Genomic DNA, 18,782 nt, shown 5'->3' on the forward strand with positions numbered 1-18,782 from the left:
GGCGCGGCCCCCGCCCAGGCGAAGGCCAGCACGTCCTCGCCGCGCAGGAAGCGCTGGCAGCGCACGCCGCCGGTGGCCCGGCCCTTGCGCGGGTACTGCTCGAACGGCGTCATCTTCCAGCTGGTCTGCTCCTCGCCGGCGAGGGTGCCGGAGGCACCGGCCACCGAGACCACCACGGCGTCCTCCGCCGGGTCCACCGCGGTGAAGGAGAGCACCCGGGCGCCCTCCGCGAGCTTGATCCCGGCCATCCCGCCCGCCGGACGGCCCTGCGGGCGGACCTGGCCCGCCGGGTAGCGCAGCAGCTGGGCGTCGCTGGTGATGAAGACCAGGTCCTCCTCGCCGGTGCGCAGCTCCACCGCGCCCACCAGCTCGTCGCCCTCCCTGAGCGCGATCACCTCGAACTCGTCCTTGTTGGCCGGCCACTCCGGCACCACCCGCTTGACCACGCCCTGCACCGTGCCCAGGGCCAGGCCGGGCGAGGACTCGTCCAACGTGGTCAGCGCGATCACCCGCTCCTCGGCCTCCAGCCGCAGGAACTCGCTGACCGGTGCGCCGCCCGCCAGCGACATCGCGCGCTGCGGCGGCAAGGCCGGCAGGTCGATCACCGGCAGTCGCAACACCCGCCCGACCGAGGTCACCGCGCCCACGTCGGCCCGCGCGGTGGCCGGCACGGCCGAGACGATCAGGTCGTGCTTGGCCCGGGACTCGCCGGCCTCCATCGGCTCGCCGTCCGCCGTCCGGGCCAGCAGGCCGGTCGAGGAGAGCAGCACCCGGCACGGGTCGTCGGCCACCTCCAGCGGCACGGCCAGCGCCGCCGACGGAACGGCGCCGGACTCCAGCAGCACGGTGCGCCGCTCGGTGCCGAACTGCTTGGCGACCGCGCCCAGCTCACCGGAGACCACGCTGCGCAGCTTGCCGTCCGACTCCAGGATCTCGGTCAGCTCGGTGATCTCCGCGGTCAGCTTGGCCTGCTCGGCCTCCAGCTCCACCCGGTCGAAGCGGGTCAGCCGGCGCAGCGGGGTGTCCAGGATGTACGCGGTCTGCACCTCGGAGAGCCCGAACCGCTCGATCAACCGCTCCTTGGCCTGCGCCGCGTTGTCGCTGGACCGGATCAGCGCGATCACCTCGTCGATGTCGACGAGCGCCACCAACAGGCCCTCGACCAGGTGCAGTCGCTCCTGCCGCTTGCGGCGGCGGAAGTCGCTGCGCCGGCGGACCACCTCGAAGCGGTGGTCGACGTAGACCTCCAGCAGTTCCTTGAGGCCCAGCGTGAGCGGCTGGCCGTCCACCAGCGCCACGTTGTTGATGCCGAAGGTCTCCTCCAGCGGCGTCAGCTTGTAGAGCTGCTCGAGCAGCGCCTCGGGGACGAAGCCGTTCTTGACCTCGATGACCAGGCGCAGCCCGTGCTCGCGGTCGGTCAGGTCCTTGATGTCCGCGATGCCCTGCAGCTTCTTCGCGTTGACCAGGTCCTTGATCTTGGCGATCACCTTCTCCGGCCCGACCGCGAACGGCAGTTCGGTCACCACGATGCCCTTGCGGCGGGCGGTGACGTTCTCCACCGTCGCGGTGGCGCGCATCCTGAACGTGCCGCGGCCGGTCTCGTAGGCGTCCCGGATGCCGGAGAGGCCGACGATCCGGCCGCCGGTCGGCAGGTCCGGGCCGGGGATGAACCGCATGAGCGTGTCGAGGTCGGCGCCCGGGTGCTTGATCAGGTGCCGGGCGGCGGCGATCACCTCGCTCAGGTTGTGCGGCGGCATGTTGGTCGCCATCCCGACCGCGATCCCGGAGGAGCCGTTGACCAGCAGGTTCGGGAAGGCGGCCGGGAGCACCACCGGTTCCTGCTCGCTGCCGTCGTAGTTGGGGCCGAAGTCGACGGTCTCCTCGTGGATCGACTCCACCAGCGACATCGAGGCCGCCGTCAGCCGGGACTCGGTGTAGCGCATCGCGGCCGGCGGGTCGTCGTTGCCGAGCGAGCCGAAGTTGCCGTGGCCGTCGATCAGCGGGACCCGCATCGAGAAGGGCTGTGCCATCCGGACGATCGAGTCGTAGATCGAGGCGTCCCCGTGCGGGTGCAGCCGACCCATCACCTCGCCGACCACGCGGGCGCACTTCACGTGGGCGCGCTCGGGGCGCAGGCCCATCTCGTTGGCCTGGTAGAGGATGCGGCGGTGCACCGGCTTGAGACCGTCCCGCGCGTCCGGCAGGGCGCGGGAGTAGATCACCGAGTAGGCGTACTCGAGGTAGGAGCGCTGCATCTCGTCCACGACGTCGACGTCGAGGATCTGCTCCTCGAAGTCTCCGGGCGGCGGGGTCGGCGAACTGCGGCGGGCCATCGCGGCGGGGCTCCCTTGCGTCTGTCAGCTGCTTCACGTGTCGTCACGGGGGTACGGCGACCCCCATTGTGGACCCTCCGGCGGACAGCGCCCGCCAGTGGCCTTCGTGAGGACCACCGCCGGCGACTTCCGCCGGTGGCGAACGCCCGGCCCGCGCGGACGTGTCCCGGCGTTTCGATCGTTGCACCACAATGGGGGCCGTAGACACCCCCCGACCCATCCGACGGGAAGGACCCGAGCGCATGGCCAATCCGGCCCCCGCCTCCACCGGCGGTATCGCCATCACCGAGCACCGGCTGGCCAACGGCCTTCGCGTGGTGCTCTCCGAGGACCACCTCACCCCGGTGGCCGCCGTCTGTCTCTGGTACGACGTCGGCTCCCGCCATGAGGTGCAGGGCCGTACGGGTCTCGCCCACCTCTTCGAGCACCTGATGTTCCAGGGCTCCGCGAGCGTCTCCAACAACGGCCACTTCGAGCTGGTCCAGGGCGCCGGCGGTTCGCTCAACGGCACCACCAGCTTCGAGCGCACCAACTACTTCGAGACCATGCCCGCCCACCAGCTGGAGCTCGCGCTCTGGCTGGAGGCGGACCGGATGGGCTCGCTGCTGGCCGCGTTGGACGACACCTCGATGGAGAACCAGCGCGACGTCGTCAAGAACGAGCGCCGCCAGCGCTACGACAACGTCCCGTACGGCACGGCGTTCGAGAGGCTCACCGCGCTCTCGTACCCGGAGGGGCACCCGTACCACCACACCCCCATCGGCTCGATGGCCGACCTGGACGCCGCCACGCTGGAGGACGCCCGGGCGTTCTTCCGCACCTACTACGCACCCAACAACGCGGTGCTGTCGGTGGTCGGCGACATCGACCCGGAGCAGACCGTCGCCTGGATCGAGAAGTACTTCGGCAGCATCCCCGGCCACGACGGCAAGCAGCCGCCGCGGGACGGCACGCTGCCCGAGACCATCGGGCAGGAGCTGCGCGAGCTGGTCGAGGAGGAGGTCCCGGCCCGCGCGCTGATGGCCGCCTACCGCCTGCCGCACGACGGCACCCGCGAGGCCGACGCCGCCGACCTGGCGCTCACCGTGCTCGGCTCCGGCGAGTCCAGCCGGCTCTACAACCGCCTGGTCCGCCGCGACCGCAGCGCGGTCTCGGCCGGGTTCGGCATGCTCCGGCTCGCCGGCGCCCCCTCGCTGGGCTGGTTGGACGTGAAGTCCTCGGGCGACGCCACCATCGACCGGATCGACCGGGCGATCGACGAGGAGCTGGCCCGGTTCGCCGCCGAGGGCCCGACCCCCGAGGAGCTGGAGCGGGCGCAGGCCCAGATCGAGCGCGAGTGGCTCGACCGGCTCACCACGGTCAGCGGCCGGGCCGACGAACTGTGCCGCTACGCCGTGCTGTTCGGCGACCCGAAGCTGCTCAACGGCGCGCTGGAGCGGGTCCTCGACGTCACCGCCGAGGAGGTCAGGGCGATCGCCGCGGCCCGGCTGCGGCCGGACAACCGCGCCGTCCTGGTCTACGAGCCCACCAACGCCGACGACGCCGCGACCGACGAGGAGGACGCCGCATGAGCGCCTACGTCCCCGCCATGACCTTCCACCCGCAGCCGCAGCCCGGCACGCCGACCCCGTGGGCGTTCCCCGCGCCGACCCGCGGCCGGCTCGCCAACGGGCTGACCGTGCTGCACTGCGACCGCCCCGGCCAGCAGCTGGTGGCCGTCGAGGTGCTGCTCGACGCACCGCTCGCCGCCGAGCCGGCCGGGCTGGACGGGGTGGCCGGCATCCTCGCCCGGGCCTTCACCGCGGGCACCGACACGCTCACCGCCGAGGAGTACGCCGGTGAGCTGGAGCGCGCCGGCGCCACGCTGGACGCGCACGCCGACCACCTCGGCATCCGGCTCGCTCTGGAGGTTCCGGCCTCCCGGCTGGAGCGCGGCCTCAACCTGCTCGCCGACGCCCTGCGCGCCCCCGCGCTGCCCGCCGACGAGATCGAGCGGCTGGTCGCCAACCGGCTCGACGAGATCGTCCACGAGCAGGCCAACCCGGCCCGGCGCGCCGCCAAGGCGCTCTACGCCGAGCTGTTCGACGCCGCCGACCGGCTCTCCCGTCCACGCGGCGGCACCGCCGAGACGGTCAAGCCGATCGACCGCGCCGCCGTCCAGGCCTTCTACGCCGCGCACGTCCGCCCGGCCACCGCCACCGCCGTGGTGGTCGGCGACCTCACCGGGGTCGACCTGCCCGCCCTGCTGGAGGCCACCCTCGGCGGCTGGACCGGCGAGTCGGCCGAGCCTAGCGTCCCGGCGCCGGTCACCGCGGACGACACCGCGCGAGTGATCATCGTCGACCGGCCCGGCTCGGTGCAGACCCAGCTGCTGATCGGCCGGATCGGCCCGGACCGGCACGATCCCGCCTGGGCCGCCCAGACCCTCGGCACCTACTGCCTGGGCGGCACCCTCACCTCCCGGCTCGACCGGGTGCTGCGCGAGGAGAAGGGCTACACCTACGGCGTCCGCTCCTTCGCCCAGCCGCTGCGCTCGGCGGCCGACGGCTCGGGGCGCGCGCTGCTGGCGATCAGCGGCTCGGTGGACACCGCGTCCACCGCGCCCGCGCTGGCCGACACCTGGACCATCCTGCGCACCCTGGCCGCCGAGGGCCTCACCGACGGTGAGCGCGAGGAGGCCGTGCAGTTCCTGGTCGGCGTCGCGCCGCTCAAGTACGAGACGGCCGGCTCGGTCGCCGGCACGCTCGCCGACCAGGTCGAGCAGCAGCTGCCGGACGACTTCCAGGCGGAGGTCTACCGGCAGTTGGCCGAGCTCGACACCGCGGCCGCCACCGCCGCCGTGGTCGAGGGCTTCCAGCCGGACCGGCTGGTCACCGTCCTGGTCGGGGACGCCGCGGTGATCGCCGACCCGGTGAAGGAGCTCGGTATCGGCGAGGTCAGCGTCGTGTCGTCCTGACCCTGACCCGTCCTCAGGAGGCCCGGCGGAAGCACCCGCCGGGCCTCCTTTTATTGGCTTGCCCGGGCCGTGCGGCCCGTGGGTAGATAGCCCTGCCGCGCGGTGCGGCATCGGATCACCGGTTTCGGATCACCGGCATCGGAGAGGAGGCGGTCATCATGCGGGTCGAGCACCCAGGCAGGCGCCGGTACGCCCTGCGCTCCCCGAGGCCGTCCTCCTCCCCACGCGCCTCGCTGCGCCGACGCGCCGCCTGAGTCCCCTTCCCCGGGCCCCGCGCCGGGCTGTTCATCGACTTCCCGAGCCATGCCGGACGCTTCGCGTGGCAGTTCTACCCTGGACATATCGACCTTTGGGGGTCAGCTCACCATGTCGTACACCGAAGTTCCCGGTGCCCGGGTCCCGATCCGGATGTGGACGGATCCGGCGACGGTGGAAGGCGCGGCGATGCAGCAGCTGCGCAACATCTCCTCACTGCCCTGGCTGCACGGTCTGGCCGTGATGCCGGACGTGCATCTCGGCAAGGGCGCGACCGTCGGCTCGGTCATCGCCATGAACGGCGCGGTCTGCCCGGCCGCGGTCGGGGTCGACATCGGTTGCGGGATGAGCGCGGTGAAGACCTCGCTCACGGCCGGTGACCTGCCCGACGACCTGGGCCGGCTGCGCTCCAGGATCGAGCAGATGATCCCGGTCGGCCGTGGCATGCACGGCGACCCGGTCGACCCGCGCCGGATGCACGGCCTGCCGACCTCGGGCTGGGACGACTTCTGGGACCGCTTCGACGCGGTCGCCCCGGAGGTCCGCTGGCGGCGCGAGCGGGCCCTGCAGCAGATGGGCACGCTGGGCAGCGGCAACCACTTCATCGAGTTCTGCCTGGACACCGACGGCTCGGTCTGGCTGATGCTGCACTCCGGTTCGCGCAACATCGGCAAGGAACTGGCCGAGCACCACATGACCGTGGCCCGCTCGCTCCCGCACAACCAGGGCCTGCCCGACCGCGACCTGGCGGTCTTCATCGCGGACACCCCGCAGATGGCCGCCTACCGGCAGGACCTGTTCTGGGCGCAGGAGTACGCCAAGCGCAATCGGGCGATCATGATGGCGCTCTTCCAGGACGTGGTCCGCAGCGAGTTCCGCCGGGCGAAGGTCGGCTTCGATCCGGTCGTCAGCTGCCGGCAGGAAGACGGCCAAGGCGTGATGAGGACGGTCGAGTACCGCCCCGGCGTCATCAGCTGCCATCACAACTACGTGAGCGAGGAGCGGTACGACGGCGTCGACCTGCTGGTCACCCGGAAGGGTGCGATCCACGCGGGCGCGGGGGAGTGGGGGATCATCCCCGGCTCGATGGGCACCAGCTCGTTCATCGTCCGTGGTCTGGGCAACCCGGCCTCGTTCAACTCGGCCTCGCACGGCGCCGGTCGGAAGATGAGCCGGACGGCGGCGAAGAAGCGGTTCACCACCCGGGACCTGGTGGAGCAGACCCGGGGCGTGGAGTGCCGCAAGGACGCGGGCGTGGTGGACGAGATCCCGGGCGCGTACAAGTCGATCGACAAGGTCATGGAGCAGCAGAAGGACCTTGTCCAAGTCGTCACCGAGCTGAAGCAGATCGTCTGCGTCAAGGGTTGAGCCGCGTCCGGGCCCGCCTCCGGTAGGTGTGGGGACAACCGGGGCGGGGCGCTCGGCGGTCGAGCTGCTGCTGTCGGAGGGCGCCCGGGTGGCGACCTGCGCCAGGGACGGGCAGCGGTCGGCACGAGCGTGGGCGCCGGCGGGAGGGCCTGTACCTGCACGTGTGCGACGTGCGTGACGAGCCCGCGGTGGCGGGGTTCATCCGGACGGCGGCGGAGCGGTGGGACGTCATCGACACGGAACGGCAGCGGGCCCTCCACGCCGTCTGCGGCAGTGCCGAGTCCTACGAGCGGTGGGCGGCCGACTGGGTGCGGCGCCGAGGAGTACCGCTGGGGCGGATGGGGCGCCCCGAGGAGGTCGCTCCCGTCATTGCCCTGCTCGCTCGCCCCTGGCGTCGTACATCGGCGGAACCGACGTCACGGTGGCCGGTGGAGCCGGGCGATCCGTGCACCGACAATGCCAGGTGCGCAAACCCGCAGATGCGGACGGCTGTGCAACTCCGCCTGACGGAAACGAAGTTGTGGCCGCGGGTCGGGACGGCACCCGGGGGGCTCCTGACGTGCCCCTGGAGGCTCCGGGCGACCGGCCTCGCGCGGGGCCGGTCGCAGGACGGGCCGGGCGGCGGTGAAGGAGCGGTTCACCACCCGGGACCTGGTGGAGCAGACCCGGGGCGTGGAGTGCCGCAAGGACGCGGGCGTGGTGGACGAGATCCCGGGCGCCCGCGAGCCGGCTGGGAAGGTGATGGAACAGCAGCACCTGCTCGCGGTGGTCGCCCACCGCGAGCAGGTGCTCCGCGTGTAGGGCTGGTCCGCCGGCGGATCAGGCGCGGGGGATCAGGAACGCCAGGAACCTCGTGCGCACCCCGAGCAGGATCGCCGCGATCACCGAGAGGTCGAACGCGGTGTTGAACCAGAACCCGCGCGGTCCGAACACGAACGGCACCAGGAAGACGAAGAAGCTCTGCGCGACGTAGACGTACAGCGAGCTCCGGCCGAACGGCAGCAGGACCTTCCCGGCGGTGCGCGCGATCGGCTCCTCGAACCGTCGGACCAGGAGGTACGTGCCGGCGACGCTCACCGGCGCCAGCAGGGGCCGCAACAGACCGAGCCGGTTGTTCTGGAACAGGTGGTCGTAGGTGCCCGAAGCGGACACCAGGGTGGGGTGGTAGAGCAGGACCATGCCGACGGCGTAGATCAGCAGGGTGGCCACGACCAGGCCGACCCGCAGGGCGCGCCGCGGCGCGGGCGACATCCGGGCCATCAGGCGCCGGATGTCGTCCCAGTGGTAGCCCGCGGTCATGCCGAGGAAGAAGTACACCCCCCACTGCAGGAACGGAGCGCAGGAGCCGGTGTCGAAGTACGAGGGCAGCAGGAAGCCCGCGTAGGCCAACAGCAGCATCAGTGGTGCCAGCCGGCGGGAGAGCAGCCACACCGTCAGGGGTGCGAGCAGGAACATCGGGACGTAGAAGCTCAGGAAGTCCGCCCAGCCGTAGGTGTAGCGCAGCGTCAGCGCGTTGACCAGCAGCGTCAGTGGCGTGGAGTGATCGTCGAGGCCGACCTTGACCTGCGTCCTGCCGTGCGCGAGCGCCACCCGGCCGATCCAGGTGAAGAGCAGCGTGAGGGTGACCGCGACCACGTACAGCTGCCCGGCCCGCTGCCACGAGTTGCGCGCCACCCGCAGTAGCCCGTGCCGTTCCAGGTCGCGGCGGCGCAGCATGCCCACCAGCAGCCCGGAGATCAGGAAGAAGCCCTCGGCCTCGGAGACCAGCAGCCCGCCGCGACCGTCGAACAGGCCGAGCAGGGAGGGGACGTAGCTGAGGTGGATCGCGGCGAGCACGCCCACGTAGTAGCCGCGCATCAGATCGAGCGTGACCACGCGGGCACGTTTCGGGGCGACAACGGGTGGTGAGGCCTCGCGGGGGGCGGGGGCAGTGACGTTGGCTGGGGCCGTGGCGGGCAGAAGCAGAGACGTCATGCAGGTCAGTCCGCCAGGCCTGCCTTTGAACGGCCTGAGAACAGGCTCAGCTCAGCGTGAGCTGTTCCGCCGTCCCGGGCGCGGCGGCTCGGGACGGCGTCAACGGTGCTTCAGGAAGCGGGGTCCCTGCCCCGGGTTGAGGCGCCGCCGGGACGGTCAGGCCGGGCGCAGCAGGAACGTGACGAAGCCGAAGGTGCCGCGGTAGCCGCGGAGCCAGCCGGTGCGGTGGGCGGTGGCCGCCGCCAAGGCCTCGGCAGCTTCGGGGAGTTCGGGGTGGTCGAGCGCCCAGCCGGCCAGTGAGCCGGTCCAGCACCACTCGTAGTCGTCCAGTTCGTGCTGGGTGCTGAGGTGCGCGTACACCGGGATCCAGCCGTCCGCGACGATCCGTTCGACCAGGGTGGGCAGGTCGTCGAACTCGTCGGGCGAGCCGCCGAGCGCGGCGGTGGCCGCCTCGCCGGGCGGGGTCTGCCAGTAGCCCTCGCCGAGCAGCACGGCACCGCCGGGCGCGAGGTGTCCGCGGGCCGCGGCCAGGGTGGGCAGCGGGCCGCCGAAGGCGTGCGTGGCGCCGACGCTGAGTACCAGGTCGTAGGGGTGCGGCGCGGTGAACTCGGCCGCCGCGCGGTGGTGCAGGCCGAGCCGTCGGGCCACCCCGAGCTGTTCGGCGGCCCGCTGGGCCCGGGCGAGCCCGTCCGGATCGAGATCGACGCCGTCCGCGGTCACCCCCGGGTGCGCGGCCAGCGCGCGCAGCAGCCAGGCGGCCTCGCCGCAGCCGAGGTCGAGCAGCCGCTCGTCGCCCCGGCGAAGAGCCCGGGCGAGCAGCGTGGCGACCGACGGGTCGCTCAGCGGCGCGGCGATCGGATGGTGGGCGTGGGCGAGGCGGGAGCGCAGGCTACGGTCCATCCGAGCAGCCTCGCAGAGCCGCGGCCCGGCCGCAGGCTGTTTTCCGCGGCGGACACGCCGGAGGGGTGCGCCGCCGGTGTTCGGCGGGCACCCCTCCGGGAGGTCCGGGCTCAGGCCGCGGGCAGCTCGTCCAAGCCCTCCTGGACCATCTTGGCGAGCCGGTCCAGCGCGGCGTCCGCGCCCTCGGCGTCGGAGGCCAGCACGACCTCGTCGCCGCCCTCGGCACCGAGCGCCAGCAGCCCGAGCATCGAGGCCGCGTTGACCGGGTTGCCGCCGGCCTTGGCGATGGTGACGGGCACGCCGACGGCGGCCGCCGCACGGACGAAGACGGAGGCGGGACGGGCGTGCAGGCCCTCGGGCCAACCGATGGTGACGCGGCGCTCAGCCATGTGACGTGCCTTTCAGGTGGTGCTGCTTGGAGCCGTGTTGTCTAGACCATTCTGGCACGGCCGGGACCGAAACGGTCCCCCCGGTCGAACGGAGTTCGGTCGGGCGCCATCCGGCCCGTCGCCGGATAGCCTGGCGGCGTGGACGACCCCCAGGCCCAGGAGCGCGCCGCGGCTCCCGGCGACCCGACCGGCTACCCCCAGCACTGGGAGGCCGACATCCTGCTGCGCGACGGCGCCGCCGCGCGGATCCGGCCGATCACTCCGGCCGACGCCGAGCGGCTGGTGGAGTTCTACGCGCAGGTCTCCGACCAGTCGAAGTACTTCCGGTTCTTCGCGCCCTACCCCCGGCTGTCCGAGAAGGACGTCCAGCGCTTCACCCACCACGACTACGTCAACCGGGTCGGCCTGGCCGTGGTGGTCCGCGACCGCTTCATCGCCACCGTCCGCTTCGACCGGATCGACAGCACCGGCCGCCCCTCCGACACCGGCACCGAGGCCGAGGTGGCCTTCCTGGTGCAGGACGCCCACCACGGCCGCGGGGTCGGCTCGGTGCTGCTGGAGCACATCGCCGCGGTCGCCCAGGAACGCGGCATCCGCCGCTTCACCGCCGAGGTGCTGCCCGAGAACCGCAAGATGGCCAAGGTCTTCACCGACGCCGGCTACACCCAGCGGCGCAGCTTCGCCGACGGCGTGCTGCACCTCGAGTTCGACCTCGAACCCACCGCCGCCTCGCTGGCCGTGATGCGCGCCCGCGAGCACCGGGCCGAGGCGCGCTCGGTGCAGCGGCTGCTGGCCCCGCGCTCGGTCGCGGTGATCGGCGTCTCGCGCACCGCCCGCTCGGCCGGCCGGGCGCTGCTGCGCGACGTGCGGACCGGCGGCTTCACCGGGCCGGTGTACGCGGTGAACAGCGCCGCCCCGCCCGGCACCGAGCTGGACGGGCTGCCGGTGTACCGCTCGGTCCTGGAGATCCCCGACCCGGTGGACCTGGCGATCCTGGCGGTGCCCGCCGAGGTGGTGCCGACCGTGGTCGCGCAGTGCGGCGCGCACGGCGTGCGCGGCCTGGTGGTGGTCACCGCGGGCTACGCGGAGACCGGACCGGCCGGCCGCGACCGGCAGCGGGCGCTGGTCCGCCAGGCCCGCGCGGCCGGCATGCGGGTGATCGGCCCCAACGCGTTCGGGCTGATCAACACCGCCCCCGAGCACCCGCTGAACGCCTCGCTGGCGCCCGCCCTGCCACGGGCCGGGCGGTTCGGGATCTTCTGCCAGTCCGGTGCGATCGGGGTCGCCCTGCTGGAGGCCGCGCACCGCCGCGGGCTCGGGGTCTCCTCCTTCGCCTCGGTCGGCAACCGGGCCGACGTCTCCGGTAACGACCTGCTGCAGTACTGGGAGGAGGACCCGGCCACCGACGTGGTGCTGCTCTACCTGGAGTCGTTCGGCAACCCGCGCAAGTTCACCCGGATCGCCCGGCGGCTCGCCTCGAGCAAGCCGGTGGTGGTGGTGAAGGGTGCCCGGCACACCGGCAGCCTGCCGCCCGGCCACGCCGTCCCGCCGCCCTCCACCGGGCTGCACGACAGCACCGTCGACGCGCTCTTCCAGCAGGCCGGGGTGGTCCGGGTGGAGACCATCACCGAACTCCTGGACACCGGCGAGTTGCTCGCCCACCAGCCGCTGCCGGCCGGCGACCGGGTCGCGGTGGTCGGCAACTCCGACTCGCTCGGCCTGCTCACCCACGACGCCTGCCTGGGCGCCGGGCTGCGCCCGCGCACCCCGGTGGACCTGACCACCGCCGCCACCGGGGAGAACTTCCGGATCGCCCTGGAGACCGCGCTCGCCGACCGCGCGGTGGACGCGGTGATCGCCGTCGCGATCCCGCCGATCGCCACCTCCGGCCAGGACTTCGTGGGCGACCAGGAGCTGCCGCCCACCGACCCGGAGCTCGGCGAGGCACTGCTGGCCGCCGCGGCCCGGGCCCGCCGGCTGGGCAAGCCGCTGCTGCTGACCCACCTCGCGCTCACCGACCTGCCCGGCCGGCTGCGCACCCCCGAGCACACCGTCCCGGCCTACCCGGCGCCCGAACGCGCGGTGCGCGCGCTCGCGCACGTCGTGCGCTACGGCCAGTGGCGCCGCGACGCCGAGGAGGCCGAGCAGACCGCCCGGGTGCCCGAGCTGGACCGGATCGACCCGCCCGCCGCCCGCCGCCTGGTCGAGCAGGCCCTGGGCACCCGGACCGCCACCGCCGCCAGCACCCAGCCCGGCGGCGCCCGGTTCACCCTGCCCGATCCGGACGCCACCGCCCTGCTCGCGCACTACGGCATCGACGTCCACCCGGTGCTGCCCGCCCCGGAGGAGGAGCAGGCGGTCCGGGCCGCCGCCGAGCTCGGCTACCCGGTGGCGCTCAAGGCGACCGCCGGCCACCTGCAGCACCGGCCCGATCTCGGCAGCGTCCGGCTCGACCTGACCGACGAGGACGGGCTGCGGCGCGCCCATCGCGAGCTGGACGCGCTGCTCGGCGGCGCGGCGCGGGCCGAGCTGGTGGTGCAGCGGATGGCCGCGCGCGGCGTGGACACCGTGATCGGCGCCACCGTGGACCCGGCGGTCGGAGCGATCCTGGCCTTCGGCCTGGCCGGGGCCCCGGCCGAGCTCTTCGGCGATGTGGCGCACCGGCTGATCCCGGCGACCGACGTCGAGGTCGCCTCGCTGGTCCGCGAGGTGCGGGCGGCGCCGCTGCTGTTCGGCTGGCGCGGCGCGGACCCGGTGGACACCGGTGCGCTGGAGGACCTGTTGCTCCGGGTCTCCCAACTGGTCGACGACGTCCCCGAGCTGGCGTCGATCGAACTCGAACCCGTGGTGGTGGCCCCGCACGGCCTGGCGATCCTGGGAGCCAGGGTGCGGATCGCGCCGCTGCCGGTCCGCACCGATCTGGGCCCGCGCGCCATGAGCACCCTGTAGCCTTCCTGGGTTGCGCGCCTCCGGGCGGCGGTCCGCCGCCGGCCCGGTACGGAAGTACGGCGCAGTCCAGCCCGCTGCGTCGGCGGGACATGCCAGGATGGAGTTATGGCGAAGACCGGTACCACCACCACGCAGGACCTGCGCTCGGCGATCGAGCGCAGCGGCTACTACCCGGCGCTGGTGTCCGAGGCCGTGGAGTCCGCGGTGGGCCCCGAGCCGATCACCTCGTACCTGGTCCACCAGGAGACCACCTTCGATGCCAACGAGGTCCGCCGGCACGTCACGGTCCTGGTGCTGACCGCGACCAGGTTCGTGGTGAGCCACACCGACGAGCAGGCCGCCGACGCCACCAGCCCGGTCCCGTACGCGACCACCTCCACCGAGAGCGTCCGGCTGGACCGGATCGGCTCGGTCGTGGTGAGCCGGATGGTGGCCAACCCCGAGACGTACACTCCGGGCACCCTGCCGCGCGAGGTCGTGCTGACCATCGGCTGGGGCGCGGTGCAGCGGCTCGACCTGGAGCCGGCCGGCTGCTCCGACCCGAACTGCGAGGCCGACCACGGCTACACCGGCTCGGCGACCGCCGACGACCTGTCACTGCGGGTCAGCGAGGCGGGAGACGGCCCGGAGACGGTGTCCCAGGCGCTGGTCTTCGCCCGGGCGCTGTCCGAGGCCACCATCAGCACCCGGCCCTGAGGCCCGGCACCGCGACGATGTCCATGCCCTACAGCCACGACGCCTTCGAACTCCTCGACCCGTCCGACGCCCCCGCACCCGAGTACGGCCGCGGCTCGCTCAGCGACCTGCTGCCCTCGGTGGCGGCCGGCCTCGGCGTGGCCGGCTTCACCGGCACCCTGCCGATCGCCCCGGCCGACCGGGTCTGCGTCTTCCTGGTGGACGGCCTCGGCTGGGAGCTGATCCGCCGCCACCCCGAGTACGCGCCCTTCCTCACCTCGCTGCTGCCCAGTTCGCTGGGCCGGACCGGGCAGCCGCTCACCGCGGGCTTCCCGTCCACCACCGCGACCTCGCTGGCCTCGGTCGGCACCGGGTTGCCGCCGGGGCTGCACGGCCTGGCCGGCTACACGGTGGCGATCCCGGGCCGCAACCAGCTGATGAACCAGCTGCGCTGGCAGCCGCCGGTGGAGCCACGTGAGTGGCAGCCGTACCCGACGGTCTTCGAGCAGGTGCACGCGGCGGGGGTGGTGGCCTGCCAGGTCTCGTCCCCGCTCTTCGCGCAGACCCCGCTGACCCAGATCGCGCTGTCCGGCGGTGAGTTCCTCGGCCGCACCACCGGCGAGGAGCGGATGGACCTGGCGGCGCGGCAGCTCGCCGCAGCCGACCGCACGCTGGTCTACACCTACGTCAGCGAGCTGGACGGGATGGGCCACCGCTACGGCGTCGACTCCGACGAGTGGCGGATGATGCTGAACACCGTCGACCGGCTCGCCCAGCGGCTGGCCGAGCAACTGCCGCCGCGCTCCGCGCTCTACGTCACCGCCGACCACGGCATGATCGACATCGCCCCCGAGGACCGGATCGACTTCGACGAGGACTGGGAGCTCAGCGCGGGTGTCGCCCTGCTCGGCGGCGAGGGCCGGGCCCGGCACGTCTACGCCGTGCCCGGCGCGACGGCCGACGTCCACACGGTCTGGAGCGAGGTGCTCGGCGACCGGATGTGGGTGGCCACCCGCGACCAGGCGATCGCGGCTGGCTGGTTCGGCCCGGTGGTGGACGACCGGGTCTACCACCGGATCGGTGACGTGGTCGCCGCCGCCCGGGACGACCTCGCGGTGATCGCCTCCCGCAACGAGCCGGGGGAGTCCACCATGGTCGGCCTGCACGGCTCGATGACCGCGGTGGAGCAGCTCGTCCCGCTGCTCGAAGTCCGCGCCTGACCACCCCTGACCGGAAAGGTCCTCGCTCCACCCATGGCTGACCTGGTGTTCTTCTCGGGCACGATGGACTGCGGCAAGTCGACGCTGGCGCTGCAGATGAACCACAACCACGCCGCGCGCGGCCGGCAGGGGATCATCTTCGCCCGGCACGACCGGGCCGGCGCCTCCACCATCTCCAGCAGGCTCGGCCTGCGCGCCGAGGCGGTGGAGGTGACGGACGGCTTCGACTTCCACCACCACGTGGTCCAGCTGCTCTCGGCCGGCGGCCGGGTCGACTACCTGATCTGCGACGAGGCCAACTTCTACGACGCCGAGCAGGTCGACCAGCTCGCCCGGGTGGTCGACGAACTCGGCATCGACGTCTTCACCTTCGGGATCACCACGGACTTCCGCACCAAGCTCTTCCCCGGCTCGCAGCGGCTGATCGAGCTGGCCGACCGGGTGGAGATCCTGCAGGTCGAGGCGCTCTGCTGGTGCGGCGCCCGGGCCACCCACAACGCCCGTACGGTGGGCGGAGTGATGGTGGTCGAGGGGCCGCAGGTGGTGGTCGGCGACGTCGCGGTCAGTCCGGACGAGGTCGGCTACGAGGTGCTCTGCCGCCGGCACCACCGCCGCCGGCTGACCGCCGCCACCGCCCGGGCCGCCGCGCTCTCCCCCGACGTGCTGCCGTTCGAGGGCTGACACCCTCGAGGCCGGGTCAGGGCAGCCGGACCACCGAGAACCGGCCGCCCTCCGGGTCGGCCAGCCGGGCTACCCGCCCGTACGGGGTGTCGTACGGCGCGACCAACACGCTGCCGCCCAGCATCTTCGTCTGACTGGCCGTCAGGTCCGTGTCGGTGACGGCGAAGTAGACCCGCCAACGCGGTGGACCGTCCCGCAGGTCGGTGGTCTGCCGCAGGCCCGCCACCCGGTGCCCGTCCACCTGGAGGGTGGCCTCCTCGTCGCCCCGGGCCAGCGCGGAGGGATCCGCCTCGACCACCGTCCGGCCCAGCACCGAGCCGTAGAACGTGGCGGCCAGCGGCTCGTCGTTGGTGACCAGCTCGTTCCAGACCGGCGCACCGGGCTCGCCGACCACCTCCCAACCGAGGTGCTCCTGCCCCTCCCAGAGGCCGAAGAACGCGCCGGAGAGGTCGGCCGCGATGGCCAGCCGGCCGGCGCTCTCGGACTGCAGCGGGCCGACCGCCACCGTCCCGCCGCACTCGCGGACCCGGGCCGACACCTCGTCGGCGCTGTCCACCGCGAAGTAGGTGGTCCACTCCACCGGCAGGGCCGGCTCGGCCTGCGCCACCCCGATCCCGGCCACCTTCGCACCGCGCAGGCTGGCCCGGACGTAGCAGCCGAGTTCGGCCGGTCCGGGAGTGAAGTCCCAACCGAGCAGTGGGCCGTAGAAGGCCTTGGCGCCTTCCAGGTCGTGGGCCATCAGGCTCACCCAGCAGGGTGTGCCCTGTGCCACCCGGACCTTCACCGCAGTCATCGCAGCCTCCTCGCGGGGGCACCCGGCCCGGCGGCGCGGGGCCCAAGCCCAGATGGTCCCACTCCGCCGGGCGACACACCGGGCGACCGCGCTGAAGCCACGGCAAAGAGCGTACAAAGAGCGGTCAACCCGCGCTGGAGCCCGCGAGCTGACGCGTCGTGACCGGCCAGGGAGCAGAATGGCGGCCATGGACACCACTTCCCCCCTGATCTCCGTGGACGAGCTGGTCCGGGCGCTGGACGGGTCGCAGCCGCCGGTGCTGCTGGACATCCGCTGGCAGCTGGGCGGCCCGCCCGGTGCGCAGGAGTACGCGGCCGGCCATCTGCCGGGGGCGCACTACCTCGATCTGGACCGTGAGCTGGCCGCGCCGCCCGGCCCGGCCGGCCGCCACCCGCTGCCCGATCCGGAGGTCCTCGGCGCCGCGCTGCGTCGGGCCGGGGTGCGCGGCGACCGGCCGGTGGTGGTCTACGACGCGGGGCCGGCCACCTCGGCCGCCCGCGCCTGGTGGCTGCTGCGCTGGGCCGGCCACCCGGACGTCCGGGTGCTGGACGGCGGACTCGCCGCCTGGCGGTCGGCCGGCCGGCCCGAGAGCACCGACACGCTGCCGGCGGGGGAGGGCGACTTCAAGCCGCGCCCCGGCCAGTTGCCCACCGTCGACGCGGACGGCGCCGCCGCCTTGGCCCGCGAGGGCCTGCTGCTGGACGCCCGGGCGGCCGAGCGCTACCGGGGCGAGGTGGAGCCGGTCGACCCGCGGGCCGGGCACATCCCCGGCGCGGTCAGCGCGCCGACCACCGAGAACCTCGGCCCGGACGGGCGGTTCCGCCCGGTCGTCGAGCTGGACCGGCGGTTCCGCGAGCTGGGCGCGGACGAGCAGCGGGTCGGGGTGTACTGCGGCTCCGGGGTGACGGCGGCGCACCAGGCACTCGCGCTGGCGGTGACCGGCCGATCGGCCGTGCTCTACCCGGGTTCCTGGAGCGAGTGGTCGGCCGACCCGGCCCGGCCGGCCGCGACCGGCGCCGAGCGGGGCTGACCCGACACGTCGTGGTCCGGCCGACCCCGCGCGGGGGACGGCCGGACCACGGGGTGACTCAGTCCTGCTTCTTGCGACGGCTACCGAAGACGATCTCGTCCCAGCTGGGCACGGTGGCCCGGCGCCCCGGACGGACCCCGTCCGCCTCGGCCTGCCGGTCGGTGGTGCCGACCAGCCGCTCCCGGTGCGGGGCGACCGCCCGTGGCATCAGGATGTCCGCGTACGCCGAGCCGGCGCCGACCGCCGGCGCCGCGGCAGCCGGCTCCTCGACCGGTTCGTCCTCCTCGACCGGCGCCGCCTCGATCGGGGCCGGGCCGATCGCCAGGTCGCCGCGGAAGGCCGGGACCACGTCCAGCAGGCTGGTCAGCGAGTCGCGGGTCTCGGCGGTCGCCGCCGTCGCCGCGGTGGCCTCGCGGGCCGGGAGTCGGTCCGGCGGCGACATGATCCGGTCGGCCGAGGGACGCTCGATCATCGGGCGCAGCGGACGGTCCTGGGGGAGCCGGGCGATCCGCGGGATGAACGGGAAGACCGAGTCCTCCTCGCGCTCGACACTCTCGCCGATCAGCGCACGGGCCTCGTCGTCGTTCGGCTGGACCAACCGCCGCGGCGGGTCGTACGTCCAGCTCGCCGAGCGGTTCTCGCCGTCGGCCCGGTAGCCGAGCACGACCTCCCAGGTGCCGTCGTCCCGCCGCCAGGAGTCCCAGCGCTCGCTGTCCTTCTCCGCGGCGCGCAGCACCAGGCGCTCGGCCACCGCCTCGCCGAGTTGCGGTCCGGTGCTCTCGCCGGGCCGGCGGATCGGGGTCTTGCGGGCCCGCTCGGCCATGAAGGCACGCTCGGCCAGCACCGGCCCCTCGAAGCGGCGGACCCGGTCGACCGAGATCCCGGCGGCCTGGGCGACCTCCTCCGCGGAGGCACCGGCTCGTATCCGCGCCTGGATGTCACGGGGGCGCAGATGGCTCTCGACCTCGATCTCGATCTGGCCGAGCCGCGGACGGTCACCACGGATCGCGGCGCGCAGCCGCTCGTCGATCGGGAGGGTGTACTCCGTGCTGTCGGCAGCCTTGAGGACCAGCCGTGTGCCGTCATTGCTGACAGCCACGACGCGCAGTTCGGGCACGGTTACCTCCCGGGTGGTGCCTGCCGACGTCACCTGCGTCGCTGCTCCCGTACTGAGTGTGGCCTGCCCACTGACGACTTGCCACAACCTTGCAGAGTTGACCGGCGTGTCGGGCTTCCGCCCGGACATGCCTTTGTGGCAC

Annotated in this window: 14 protein-coding genes and 1 pseudogene (1 of these 15 only partly in view); 9 read left to right on the plus strand and 6 right to left on the minus strand. The window is 73.5% G+C overall.

Features of this window, described 5'->3' with window-relative positions:
• Nucleotides 1–2,333: the 5' portion of a DNA gyrase/topoisomerase IV subunit A gene (locus ACZ38L_RS30895; RefSeq protein ID WP_465699459.1), read on the minus strand. Its footprint begins 154 nt before the window's first position; only the first 2,333 of its 2,487 coding nucleotides appear in the window; its start codon is at nt 2,331–2,333; its stop codon lies beyond the left edge, outside the window.
• Nucleotides 2,334–2,575: 242 nt separating this feature from the next.
• On the opposite strand from ACZ38L_RS30895, the gene ACZ38L_RS30900 reads away from it, so the two are divergent.
• From ACZ38L_RS30900 to ACZ38L_RS30915, 4 genes and pseudogenes are all read left to right on the plus strand, one after another.
• Nucleotides 2,576–3,904, plus strand: coding sequence for a M16 family metallopeptidase (locus ACZ38L_RS30900; protein WP_465699461.1), 1,329 nt, complete (start codon nt 2,576–2,578; stop codon nt 3,902–3,904).
• Entirely contained in the window at nt 3,901–5,289 is a 1,389-nt protein-coding gene (locus tag ACZ38L_RS30905) for a M16 family metallopeptidase (protein ID WP_465699463.1), read from the plus strand. The genes ACZ38L_RS30900 and ACZ38L_RS30905 overlap by 4 nt, the downstream gene beginning before the upstream one ends.
• A 366-nt stretch (nt 5,290–5,655) precedes the next feature.
• Nucleotides 5,656–6,912, plus strand: coding sequence for an RtcB family protein (locus tag ACZ38L_RS30910; RefSeq protein WP_465699465.1), 1,257 nt, complete (start codon nt 5,656–5,658; stop codon nt 6,910–6,912).
• A gap of 585 nt (nt 6,913–7,497) precedes the next feature.
• Nucleotides 7,498–7,713, plus strand: a pseudogene (locus ACZ38L_RS30915) (RtcB family protein); the annotation flags it as partial.
• A gap of 18 nt (nt 7,714–7,731) precedes the next feature.
• Here the strand turns inward: ACZ38L_RS30915 and opgC are convergent.
• The 3 genes from opgC to ACZ38L_RS30930 form a co-directional block, all read right to left on the minus strand.
• Nucleotides 7,732–8,787: an OpgC domain-containing protein gene (gene opgC / locus ACZ38L_RS30920; RefSeq protein ID WP_465699467.1), complete on the minus strand. Its 1,056-nt coding sequence runs from the start codon at nt 8,785–8,787 to the stop codon at nt 7,732–7,734.
• Between the two features lie 255 nt (nt 8,788–9,042).
• Nucleotides 9,043–9,786, minus strand: coding sequence for an SAM-dependent methyltransferase (locus tag ACZ38L_RS30925; RefSeq protein WP_465699470.1), 744 nt, complete (start codon nt 9,784–9,786; stop codon nt 9,043–9,045).
• Between the two features lie 110 nt (nt 9,787–9,896).
• Nucleotides 9,897–10,175: an HPr family phosphocarrier protein gene (locus tag ACZ38L_RS30930; RefSeq protein ID WP_396566008.1), complete on the minus strand. Its 279-nt coding sequence runs from the start codon at nt 10,173–10,175 to the stop codon at nt 9,897–9,899.
• Nucleotides 10,176–10,313: 138 nt separating this feature from the next.
• On the opposite strand from ACZ38L_RS30930, the gene ACZ38L_RS30935 reads away from it, so the two are divergent.
• The 4 genes from ACZ38L_RS30935 to ACZ38L_RS30950 all read left to right on the plus strand — a co-directional run bounded on the left by ACZ38L_RS30935 (nt 10,314) and on the right by ACZ38L_RS30950 (nt 15,700).
• Nucleotides 10,314–13,124 (plus strand): bifunctional acetate--CoA ligase family protein/GNAT family N-acetyltransferase, encoded by a 2,811-nt coding sequence (locus tag ACZ38L_RS30935; RefSeq protein ID WP_465699472.1) that lies wholly within the window; start codon nt 10,314–10,316, stop codon nt 13,122–13,124.
• A 105-nt stretch (nt 13,125–13,229) separates the two neighbouring features.
• Nucleotides 13,230–13,820, plus strand: a complete 591-nt coding sequence (locus ACZ38L_RS30940; RefSeq protein ID WP_465699475.1) for a DUF5998 family protein — start codon at nt 13,230–13,232, stop codon at nt 13,818–13,820.
• Between the two features lie 17 nt (nt 13,821–13,837).
• Entirely contained in the window at nt 13,838–15,019 is a 1,182-nt protein-coding gene (locus tag ACZ38L_RS30945; RefSeq protein ID WP_465699477.1) for an alkaline phosphatase family protein, read from the plus strand.
• Between the two features lie 33 nt (nt 15,020–15,052).
• Nucleotides 15,053–15,700, plus strand: a complete 648-nt coding sequence (locus ACZ38L_RS30950) for a thymidine kinase (protein WP_396566000.1) — start codon at nt 15,053–15,055, stop codon at nt 15,698–15,700.
• Nucleotides 15,701–15,716: 16 nt separating this feature from the next.
• Here the strand turns inward: ACZ38L_RS30950 and ACZ38L_RS30955 are convergent, their stop codons facing one another.
• A complete protein-coding gene (locus ACZ38L_RS30955; RefSeq protein ID WP_465699479.1) occupies nt 15,717–16,493 on the minus strand; it encodes a VOC family protein in 777 nt (258 codons plus the stop codon).
• 187 nt (nt 16,494–16,680) lie between these two features.
• Here ACZ38L_RS30955 and ACZ38L_RS30960 point away from each other — a divergent pair, with 187 nt between their 5' ends.
• The gene (locus ACZ38L_RS30960; RefSeq protein ID WP_465699481.1) at nt 16,681–17,523 is read left to right on the plus strand and encodes a sulfurtransferase; all 843 of its coding nucleotides are present in this window, start codon (nt 16,681–16,683) and stop codon (nt 17,521–17,523) included.
• A gap of 58 nt (nt 17,524–17,581) precedes the next feature.
• Here ACZ38L_RS30960 and sepH read toward each other — a convergent pair whose 3' ends face one another.
• Complete coding sequence (sepH, locus tag ACZ38L_RS30965) at nt 17,582–18,673, minus strand: septation protein SepH (protein ID WP_465699483.1); 1,092 nt, start codon at nt 18,671–18,673, stop codon at nt 17,582–17,584.
• Nucleotides 18,674–18,782: the final 109 nt, after the last annotated feature.

It is taken from the genome of Kitasatospora sp. NPDC024654 (genome assembly GCF_055559155.1).